Genomic DNA, 456 nt, shown 5'->3' with positions numbered 1-456 from the left:
CCAGTTCATAAAGACCAGAGTTATATCCATAATCGGCAGCATTTCCTGAAGGGTAACTAAAACGGTAAACCGGTTCCATAATTAAAAAGCCGGAAGAGATCGCAGAATTAGCAAATTGCTTATACTTATAGGTTTTAACTGTAACAATATTTGAAATCAAATCTTTATTAATTATTTTAGAAACTCTGTTGCCTCCGATCAAATCACTATAATTAGATGCATCATGCACTTCGTATTCAAAACTTGTTTCAAGACCAGTAGAAGTCGATATTTTTTGAAGACTAAATGTTTTAGACAAAGAGGCATCGGTTGTTTTAACAGAAGAATTATTAGACCCTGTAGGTAATGTTGTCTGACATGCAGCTATATTTCCAATTAAACTTCCTGCAATAGGGTTGCCTCCTCTGTAATACCCCCAATGATCTTCAACAAAAGATGATGACGGAGGAAAGCTTC

The 456-nt window shown here is 35.3% G+C and carries 1 protein-coding gene; it reads right to left on the bottom strand.

Annotated elements, in window-relative coordinates; translation table 11 throughout:
• On the bottom strand, positions 1 to 456 hold a 456-nt coding region (locus RAD16_RS41120; RefSeq protein ID WP_458163696.1), incomplete at both ends, for a hypothetical protein.

Source organism: Bradyrhizobium sp. 18BD (genome assembly GCF_054185225.1).
This window is presented reverse-complemented; position numbering and strand designations above follow the sequence as displayed.